The organism is Pseudoxanthobacter sp. (assembly GCF_036822375.1).
Taxonomy (GTDB): domain Bacteria; phylum Pseudomonadota; class Alphaproteobacteria; order Rhizobiales; family Segnochrobactraceae; genus Pseudoxanthobacter.
On the sequence record NZ_DAISHT010000363.1, the window covers coordinates 1 to 1992 of the forward strand.

Here is a 1992-nt window from a genome sequence, read left to right on the forward strand (position 1 = left end):
CGGCCGTGCCGCGCAGTTCCACCTGAATGGTGTCGTCCGGCAGGCCGGCATTGCCATAGCGCCGCGCGACCTCGCCGGAGAGCATGGCACCGGCGGAGCGATCCACGCTGCAGATCGAAGTCTTGATCTTCACCGGCTCCTCGCGCTCCAGCGCCGGCAGCGCCTCGGCAATGAGGCGGCGGTCCAGAACGGTGGCGATCGGGTGATCCTGCACGGTGGTATGGCGGATCGCATCGGCCGGGGCATCGGGCCGGTAGAACAGGCCCGAGACGTCCAGCTTGCGCGCCTTCCAGTGGTTGATGAGCGGGGTCTGGTCCAGCATCTGGCTCTGGCCGATCATCTCGTCGAAGGTGCGGAAGCCCATCGCCGCCATCTGCTCGCGCACTTCTTCCGCGATATAGAAGAAGAAGTTGATGACATGCTCCGGCGCACCCTTGAAGCGCTTGCGCAGCACCGGGTCCTGCGTGGCGATACCCACCGGGCAGGTGTTGAGGTGGCACTTGCGCATCATCAGGCAGCCGGCCGCGATCAGCGGCGCCGTGGCGAAGCCGAATTCATCGGCACCCAGCAGCGCGCCGATCACCACGTCGCGTCCGGTGCGCAGGCCGCCATCGACCTGCAAGGCGATCCGCGAGCGCAGGCCGTTCTTCACCAGCGTCTGGTGCGCCTCGGCAAGGCCCAGCTCCCACGGAGAGCCGGCGTGCTTCAGCGAGGTCAGCGGCGAAGCGCCGGTGCCGCCCTCGAAGCCGGAGATCACGATATGGTCGGCGCGCGCCTTGGCAACGCCGGCGGCAACGGTGCCGACGCCGATTTCCGAGACGAGCTTGACCGAGATGTCGGCCTTCGGATTCACGTTCTTCAGGTCGAAGATCAGCTGGGCCAGATCCTCGATCGAGTAGATGTCGTGGTGCGGCGGCGGCGAGATCAGACCCACGCCCGGCGTGGAATGGCGCACCTTGGCAATGGTGGCATCCACCTTGTGGCCGGGCAGCTGGCCGCCTTCGCCGGGCTTGGCACCCTGCGCCATCTTGATCTGGATCTGGTCGGCATTGACCAGATATTCCGCCGTCACGCCGAACCGGCCCGAGGCCACCTGCTTGATGGCCGAGCGCATGGTGTCGCCGTTGGCCAGCGGGTGGAAGCGCTCCGGCTCCTCGCCGCCCTCGCCGGTGTTGGAGCGCCCGCCGATGCGGTTCATCGCGATGGCAAGAGTGGTGTGCGCCTCGCGGCTGATGGAGCCGAACGACATCGCGCCGGTCGCAAAGCGCCGCACGATGGCCGCCGCCGGCTCGACCTCGCTGAGATCGAGACGCGAGTGACCGACTTCCGCCGCCTGACGGATGCGGAACAGGCCGCGGATGGTGTAGCGCCCCGCGCCCTCGTCGATCTGCCGGGTATAGTGGCGGAACTTCTCGTACGAGTTGGTGCGCACCGAATGCTGCAGCGTGGCGATGGTATCCGGCTGCCACATATGCGCCTCGCCGCGCAGGCGATAGGCATATTCGCCGCCCACCTCCAGTGCGGTGGAGAGCACCGGATCCTCGCTGAACGCCGCCTCGTGACGCTTCACCGTTTCCTCGGCGACCTCTTCCACACCGATACCCTCGATGGTGGTGCCGGTGCCATAGAAGTAACGGTCGACGAACCCGGTGTTGAGACCGACCGCGTCGAAGATCTGCGCGCCGCAATAGGACTGATAGGTCGAGATGCCCATCTTGGACATGACCTTCAGGATGCCCTTGTCGATCGACTTTATGTAGCGATAGACAACATCCTTCGCATCGATCTCCTGCGGGAAATGCGACTGCATCGCCACAAGGGTCTCGAAAGCGAGATAGGGATTGATCGCCTCCGCGCCATAGCCGGCGAGCAGGCAGAAATGATGGATCTCGCGCGGCTCGCCCGATTCCACCACCAGCCCCACCGAGGTGCGCAGGCCCTTGCGGATGAGGTGATGGTGCACGCCGGCGGTGGCCAGCAGCGCCGGAATGG

1 protein-coding gene is annotated in these 1992 nt (G+C 66.0%); it reads right to left on the reverse strand.

Annotated elements, in window-relative coordinates:
* A partial coding sequence (locus tag V7067_RS17645) for a glutamate synthase-related protein (RefSeq protein ID WP_334177189.1) occupies positions 1 to 1992 on the reverse strand: 1992 nt, incomplete at both ends.